The 7,919-nt window shown below is 66.8% G+C and carries 4 protein-coding genes and 1 pseudogene; 3 read left to right on the top strand and 2 right to left on the bottom strand.

All coding sequences use genetic code 11. The annotated features are described in order from the left end of the window. The 3 genes and pseudogenes from OXS49_RS31865 to OXS49_RS31855 all read left to right on the top strand — a co-directional run. Positions 1-2,139, top strand: a 2,139-nt coding sequence (locus tag OXS49_RS31865; RefSeq protein ID WP_267428551.1) for a molybdopterin cofactor-binding domain-containing protein, incomplete at its 5' end; no start/stop codon positions are given. A 236-nt stretch (positions 2,140-2,375) separates the two neighbouring features. Further along, positions 2,376-3,431 (top strand): SLAC1 anion channel family protein, encoded by a 1,056-nt coding sequence (locus OXS49_RS31860; RefSeq protein ID WP_267428550.1) that lies wholly within the window; start codon positions 2,376-2,378, stop codon positions 3,429-3,431. Positions 3,432-3,896: 465 nt separating this feature from the next. Beyond that, positions 3,897-5,062 (top strand): annotated as a pseudogene (locus OXS49_RS31855) (IS701 family transposase); the annotation flags it as partial. A 267-nt stretch (positions 5,063-5,329) separates the two neighbouring features. Here the strand turns inward: OXS49_RS31855 and OXS49_RS31850 are convergent. Both OXS49_RS31850 and OXS49_RS31845 read right to left on the bottom strand, forming a co-directional pair. Then, entirely contained in the window at positions 5,330-6,322 is a 993-nt protein-coding gene (locus OXS49_RS31850) for an IS481 family transposase (protein WP_267428549.1), read from the bottom strand. Between the two features lie 521 nt (positions 6,323-6,843). Next, entirely contained in the window at positions 6,844-7,278 is a 435-nt protein-coding gene (locus OXS49_RS31845; protein ID WP_267428548.1) for an integrase core domain-containing protein, read from the bottom strand. Positions 7,279-7,919 lie beyond the last annotated feature (641 nt).

Genomic DNA, 7,919 nt, shown 5'->3' with positions numbered 1-7,919 from the left:
CTGCCGGCGCGCCTCGCCCGCGCCGAGGCGCAGGGCCCCGCCGAGGGCGCGGGTGCCCTCGCGCCGAAGCCCGGGACGCGGGTGGCCGCCTTCCTGGAGATCCACCCGGACGGCACCATCAGGCTGCTCAGCCCCTTCGTGGAGGGCGGCCAGGGCATCGCCACCGGCATGGCACAGATCGTCGGCGAGGAGCTCGACGTGCCGCCCGCCCGCTTCGTCGTGGAATGCGCGCCGCCCGGACCCGACTATGCCGTCGTGAACGGGATCCGCATGACCGGCGGCAGCTTCTCGACCCGGTCGAGTTACGAGACCATGCGCCGCCTCGGCGCGACCGCCCGCGACCTGATGATCCGCGCGGCGGCGGCCAAGCTCAAGGTGCAGGACGGCGACCTCACCACCCGCGACGGGGTCGTGCTGCACGCGGCTACGAACCGCTCTCTCGCTTACGGCGACCTCGCGGCCGACGCCCTGAAGCTGAAGCCGAACGAGTCCGTCCCCCTGCGCGATCCGGCGACGTTCCGCTACATCCGCCAGCCCGTTCCCCGACTCGACGTGCGCGACAAGTCCACGGGCCGGGCGATCTACGCCATCGACCAGAAGGTCGACGGCATGTTGTACGCCGCCGTGCAGCACGCGCCACGCCTCGGCACGGAGCCGACGACCCTCGCCAACGAGGCCGAGGCGAAGGCGATGCCGGGCGTCCATTCGGTCCATCGCCTGCCGGGCGCAGTGGCGGTCGCCGCCGACAGCTGGTGGCGGGCGCGCAAGGCCGTCGAGGCGCTGACGGTCGAATGGTCGGCGGGCAAGCCCAGCGGCATCGACACGGTCGCGGCGGATTTCTCGTCCGAGGCGATGCTCGCGGCCCTCAAGGCCTCGGCCGAACCGGGCCATGTGGCCGAGGAGGAGGGCGATGTCGCCGCCGCCTTCGCCAAGGCCGCCAAGGTGGTGGAGGCCGATTACGAGGCCCCCTACCTCGCCCACGGGCAACTGGAACCGCCCTCGGCCATCGCGCGCTTCGACAGCGACGGCACCCTCGACGTCTGGCTTCCGAACCAGATGCCGGAGGTGTTCCAGGCGGTCTCGGCGAAGGTGGCCGGGCTGCAGCCGGCCCAGGTGCGCATCCACTCGCCGATGCTCGGCGGCTTCTTCGGCCGCCATTTCACCTACGATGCGGGCAACCCCTTCCCGCAGGCGATCCTGCTCGCCAAGGCCACCGGCCGCCCCGTGAAGGTGCTGTGGTCGCGGGAGGAGGAGTTCGCCCGCGACGCCGTGCGCCCGCTGAGCTTCAGCCGCTTCCGCGCCGCCCTCGATCGGGCGGGGCAGCCGACGGCGATCGAGGTGCGGACGGTGGGGGAAGGCCCGATCGGCCGCTACTTCAGCATGATGATGCAGACCCCCGTCGACCCTTCCGCGGTCGAGGGCATCGTCGAAAAGCCCTACGCGGTGCCCAACAGGCGCATGACCTTCACGAAGGTCGCCCACCCGGTGAACATCGCCTTTTGGCGCTCCGTCGGCCACTCGATGAACGATGCGTTCTACGAGAGCTTCCTCGACGAGATCGCCCAGGCCGGCGGGCAGGACCCGTTCGCGCTGCGCATGGCGCTCCTCGAGGGCAGCGCCCGGCACCGCACGCTGCTCTCGGCGGTGGCGGAGCTGTCCGGTGGCTGGCAGCGCGGGCCCTACCGCACGGACGACGGACTGCGCGCCCGGGGCATCGCCATGGCCTCGCCCTTCGGATCGGAGACCGCGACCATCGCCGAGGTCTCGGTGGAGGGTGGCGAGGCCCAGGTCCACAACCTCTGGATCGCGTTCGACCCCGGCAGCATCGTGAACCCGGCCATCGTCAAGGCGCAGGTGGAGTCGGCGGCCGCGCTCGGCCTGTCCTCGGTCCTGTTCGAGCAGATCGTCTACCGCGACGGCGTGCGACAATCGCGGAACTACGACACCTATCCGATCCTGCGCCGCGAGCACATGCCGAAGGTCCACGTCCGCATCGTCGAGAGCGGCGCGCCGATGGGCGGTGTCGGCGAGCCGGGCCTTCCGGGCGTGCCGCCCGCGGTTCTCAACGCCATCGCGGCGCTCACCGGCCAGCGGATCCGCGCGCTCCCGGTGGCCAACGCGAAACTCTCGGCCGCCTGACGCGGGATCCGCCAGGGCAGAGCGCACAGGTACGGCGCTCGTAGCGGGCGCCCCCCTGAGCACCGACGTGGGCAAGATCGTGACGACCCCGTCGATGCCCGAGACCGCCCACGGGCAAACCTTCGAGACAGGCCGGCTGATCTCGACCCGAACCCGTCCCGCCGGATGCCGGCCATCCGATACGGTCCCTTTGACAGTACTGGCTTGAGGGGGCCTGCGTGAAGGACGAAGGATCGATGCTGCAGGTCGTCGCGGAAGAGCAAGGCACGCCGGCCTCCGAAGCCACCCTGACCGCCCATCGCCCGCCGGAGCGACCGAAGGGTCCGGGCGGCTGGCGGCAGGTCGAGGCTCTGCCCGTCGGCCTGTTCGCGGCGGTGATGGGCCTGACCGGCCTGAGCATCGCCTGGACGCTTGCGCACGTCCGGTACGGCGTCCCCCTCTGGCTCGGCAGGGCCATTGGGCTGATCGCCTGCGCCGCCTTCGTCACCGTGGCGACGGGCTACGCCGTCAAGGCCGTCATCGCCGCCCCAGCGGTGCGGGCCGAGTTCAGCCATCCCATCGCCGGCAACCTGTTCGGCACGCCACTGATCAGCCTGCTCCTCCTGCCGATCCCCCTGGCGCCCCTGAGCCTCACCCTCGCGCGCGTGCTCTGGATCGCCGGCGCCCTCGGCATGACTGTGTTCGCGTGGTGGGTCGTGACTCGATGGCTCAGCGACCGGCAGCAGGCCGCGCATGCGACGCCGGCCTGGATCGTGCCGGTGGTCGGCCTCCTCGACGTGCCTCTTGCCGTTCCGGTGCTCAGCCTGCCGCCGATGCAGGGCGTGATGGTCTTCGCGCTGGCCGTGGGGCTGTTCTTCGCCGTGCCCCTGACCACGATGATCCTGTCGCGCCTGCTCTTCGAGACGCCGCTCCCCGCCGCCCTGCAGCCGTCGCTCCTGATCCTCGTCGCGCCCACTGCCGTCGGCTGCTCGGCTTATCTCGCGACGACGGGCACGGTGGATCTCTTCGCGGTGGCCCTGTTGTCGATCGCGCTGTTCCTCCTCGCCGTGCTTCTGCCGAAGCTCGCCCGGCTCGGTTGGAGCTGTCCGTTCCGCGTATCGTGGTGGGGCGTGAGCTTCCCCCTCGCCGCCGCGGCGGTCGCAGCCCTGCGGATCGCGACGGCGCAGCCGGGGCTGGGGATCGACAGCCTCGCCCTCGCCCTGCTGACGCTCGCAACGGCGGTGATCGCATGGCTGCTCGCCCGGACCCTGCTCGGCGTCATTCGAGGGGAATTGCGCACGCTGGCGCAGTGATAGGCTACGGCCACAGGCCGTCCTTGACCCACGATGAAGGATCTTAACGTTAGTTCGTCGCCACCTACGACACGCTACGCGCCTCGAATTCGCGAAGGTTCTCCAAGAGATAGAGCGTCGAGCGGCCCCAGCGGAACAGTCGCATGAGCAGAACGCATCGATACGATGGGCTTGCGCCAGCACCATGACCTAACTCGTCGCGCCGCGCGGTCGAGCTTCGCCGTCGACGCGGTCTAGCGGAAGATCCCCATAACCTCATTGCCGGCCCGTTCGGCGAGAGCGCGTAGAATTGGTCGGTCGCAGATACCCGTCAGTCTCCTCACCCTCGACTTGTTGGAACATCCAGGCCTGCACGGACAGGCGAGCGCCGAACAGAACAAGGGCGAGGACCGCAACGCGCTCGCCTGGGGGGCTGCTTCCATCGGCTGGGGCACCTGCGGGATTGCAACGCAACGAGCTGTCAGCATTGCGCCAACGGCTTGGCTGCAGCTCCGGGCCTTGCCGCTGCGGGAGGTGAGGGGACGCCTGCGCCCGCTGTTCACACAGGAACGGGTCGCGGTCTCGGCCGGGGCATTCCTGGATGGGTTGCTCGGGCCAGAGCGGCGCAAGACGGGCTGAATGCGGGCGGAAGCCGCGGGGGATCCCAGCCCCTGGCGTCAGCAGGCGGTGCTCGGTCGTGGACGTTGGGACGCCGACGCCTTGCGCGACGTGGTGCGGGACTATGCCTTGGAGACCCTGGCCGACCCGGATGCAGTTCTGGTTCTCGACGATCCTTCGACGAACTCAGGATGAGTCCGGCTTCCTCAAGCAGGGCAAGGCCTCGTGCGGCGTGCATCAGCAGTACACCGGCTCGGCCGGCAAGATCACCAACTGTCAGATCGGCGTGTTTACGGCCTACGCCTCGCGGCTCGGTCATGCCTTCATCGATCGGGCCTTGCACCGGCCTGAGACCCGGACCTCGGATCCAGCCAGATTGGCCGCCCATGTGCCGGAGGGGACGACCTTTCCAACCAAACCGAGCTTGGCGCTTGCGATGATCGAGCGCGCAATCGCTGCCCGCGTGCCGTCCTCCGAGGCGGCGGCCGACCTCGAGTACGGGGTCGGCGACATCGAGATGGCGCTGCGTCGAGCGGGCAAGGGCTACGTGCTCGGTGTCAAGACCGATCACAGGTTCAACGCCTGGGTCCGCAAGCCGCCGGTGGCCGGCACCGCCGAGACAATCGCGAACGGCCTCGTGCCGTCGGCCTGGGCGCGCCCGTCGGCGGACGATGGGATGAAGGGCGCACGGCTGTACGATGGGGCCTCTTGCGAACTGGCCGACCTCGAAGGCGCCGACGACGATCAGACTGGCCTGTGGACGCGGGGGCTCCTCTTCCGCCGCAGCCTGAACGATGGCGAGCGGGTGTACGTCACCACGTGGTGCCCGCCGGCTCACCGATCGCGACTCTTGGGGCGGTCGAGGGCCAGCGTTGGGCGATCGAGGACGCGTTCGAGACGGCCAAGACCGAACTCGGGCTTGCTCACAACGAAACCGGTCCTGGCACGGCTGGCACCCGCACGCCAGCCTGGTCATGATGGCCTTCGCCTTGCTGGCGATGATCCGCCATAACGCCAACGCGCCGCCCCCGAAAAGCCGGACCCGGCCGAGACCGCGCGTTCCCTGCTCCACTGGTCGGTCCAGGAGATCCGTCGCTTTGCCGTGCGGCTGGCGCAGCGGCGCATTCGGCCCGCCAAGCGCATCTCGAACGCCGCGCCTCAGACGCCAGAGGGCGTCGACGCCGTAAACCCAGCCCAACAACCCGCGCCCGAAAAGACCCGAAAATGCGTCAGAGCACTAGCTGTTTGGTTTTGCATCGATTTTTCCAGACTCGGCTTACGCCTCCGTCTGGATCGATGCACTAGATGTTTGGTCCTGGCATTTGGTGGAGCGGGTTTGACCTGAAGCGACCGGGCTCTGCGGACCATGCTTTGCAGATGGCCTCGTAGGGCGTGAGACCCCGCAGGGTCTTCAGGCGGCGTGCGAAGTTGTAGGCGCTGACGAAGTCGTCCAGGTGAGCGCGGAGCTGCTCGTGGCTGTCGTAGTGGTAGCGCTTGACCGTCGCGTCCTTGATCGTGCGGTTCATTCGCTCGACCTGACCGTTCGTCCAGGGATGACGCGGCTTTGTCAGCCGATGGTCGATGTCGTTGCGAGCGCAGGCGGACTCGAAGCTGTGGGCTCGGAATGTCTCACCGGCTGCGATCGCCTCATTGATGATGGAAGCAGCTGAGGCGACGTTGCCGGGCGTGGTGAAATGGGTGCCATTGTCAGTGAGCACCGTGTGCACCTTGTAGGGCACCGCCTCGATGAGATGGCGGAGGAAGTCACCCGCAACCCGCCGGGTCGCCTTCTCGTGCAGCTCGACGAAGGCGAACTTGGTCGTGCGGTCGATGGCGACGAGTAGGTAGAGCCGCCCTTCCGCCGTGTGGACCTCAGCCAGATCGATGTGGAAATAGCCGAGCGGATAGGCCTTGAAGCGCGAGCGCTTGGGCTTGTCGGCGTCGACCTCTGACAATCGGCTGATCCCGTGGCGCTGCAGGCAGCGATGCAGCGACGAGCGGGTCAGGTGCGGGATCGTGGCTTGGAGCGCGTAGAGGCAGTCGTCGAGCGGCAGGAGCGTGTGACGACGAAAAGCGACCACCACCGCCTCGTCCTCGGGTGACAGCACCGTGGAATGCGGATCCTTCGGCCCCGTGCGCTGGTCGGCGACCGAGGTCCGCTTCTTCCACTTGGCAACTGTCTTCGGGTTGATCCCGTAGCGCTTCGAGAGTGCCCTCAGGCTCGCTTGACTATGCTGGATCGCTCGACGGATCGCCTCCGTCGTTGTGGCGCTGCCGTGAAGAACCTTGCCCATAGCGCGTCCCTCCACTCCAACGTGAAGAGTGCACCATCAAACCCTGGGATCAAACATCTAGAGCGCTCAAAATTTCGATCAGTGGCGATCAGTCCGAAATATAAGCCAATGTTTCTCCGAACGAAACACATATTATCAAAGTTAGGGCGGATTGTGATGAAGTTACATCGCGGTCAGATGTATATATACCGCACATGTGCTTTGAGAACGGCGATAATCGGCAGTTGGGGCTAGCGATAAAAAGAATCCGAATGTTCAACTGACAATGCGATTTAATTTTTCATACACTTTAATGTTTGAATAAGCAATTTTCATGGTCGATCGAGGAGTAGTTGTGAACCGTTCGTATTGTAGGTTGATCCGGTGCGGGCGATTGTGATGACAGTTATGTCGATTTTGTGCTGGCCGGTTCCAACTATGGCAGGTCTGGAAGGCATTGAGTAAACGCAGCCTGACCTGAGCGGCCGGCATCTCTCGGTGCAATAAAGCCTACCCGTTCTATGGGGCTATGGTCTTCCCCATCACCGGTGGCCGTCATCCGCCTCAGCGTCACGTGCCGTACATGACCCCGGCTGCGGTGCTTGGCGATCCGGGAGTGAGGTTACCCCGTATTTGTGCACGGTTAGAGGGCTTGGCTGAACAGGGCCCAGGTAAAAACGGTCCGGCTGAATCTCTCGTTTGTAGTCGACGGGCGAGCGATATCGGAGCGCCGACTGCCGGCTCAGCGGATTGTAGAAGCCCTCGATGCAGCTGAAACAGGCTCTTCCAACCTCGGCCTGTGAGAGGAAGCGGCGGCGGGCCGGCAACTCATTTTTGAGGGTGGAGAGGAAGCTTTCTGCCACGGCGTTGTCGTAAGCGTCGCCGACCGAGCCCATTGAGGGTCGCACGCCGGCCTCGTGGCAGCGGCCAGCGACGCGTATCGCGATTCCCGGTCCGATGGCGGGTGCCCATTTCATATGTGCAACAGGACCCGTGCTTGCGGGAAAGCCGCTCGCCCTGCTGGTGCAAATCGGCTTGGATGCGCGGTGCGCCGTAGGTCTTGTGCGAGCCAAGAGGGACGGTGCGGATCCGCTTCGGCAGCGCGGCGTCCGCTACGCGCCGCGCCGAGGGCTGCCCACCGACTTAGGCAGAGTACTCGGCCTTCGATACGCGGAGCACGCGTGCCATGGCGGCGATGGGGAAGGCAGCCTGGTTTGCGCTCATGAACCGGAAGACCCCAACGGCAGAACGCTGGTCTCCCGCGCAAACCAGTCCACCGCGCGCGATAGGATATCGCGCTCCAGTTTCAAATATCGGTTCTCACGCCGCAGCCGGATGAGTTCGTCACCCTAAGCCGTCGTTAGGCCTGGATCGGCACCCGGAAACGTCCGATCCCAACACCCCTCGCTACAGTCGACCTTGGCGACCCAATTCCGAATGGTCTGGCCCAAGGGCTCAAACTCCCGGCGCGATTATCGGCGGAGACGCTAACCTCGGCAGCCTCTCGGGCGGGCTGACCAACACCGGCACCGTGCTCGCCGCTGCCGGCCGGATCGACGGCGCCCTCCGCAACGACGCCGACACCCTCGCGGTCACCGGCGCGGCCGCCGGCGACGGC

The organism is Methylobacterium sp. GC_Met_2, from assembly GCF_026540795.1.
Lineage (GTDB): Bacteria > Pseudomonadota > Alphaproteobacteria > Rhizobiales > Beijerinckiaceae > Methylobacterium.
This window is presented reverse-complemented; position numbering and strand designations above follow the sequence as displayed.

What these genes read in the sequence shown, in the direction of transcription:
- OXS49_RS31860 (WP_267428550.1), top strand. Translation starts at nt 2,376, where the DNA reads ATGCTGCAGGTCGTCGCGGAAGAGCAAGGCACGCCGGCCTCCGAAGCC.
- OXS49_RS31850 (WP_267428549.1), bottom strand. Translation starts at nt 6,322, where the DNA reads ATGGGCAAGGTTCTTCACGGCAGCGCCACAACGACGGAGGCGATCCGT.
- OXS49_RS31845 (WP_267428548.1), bottom strand. Translation starts at nt 7,278, where the DNA reads ATGAAATGGGCACCCGCCATCGGACCGGGAATCGCGATACGCGTCGCT.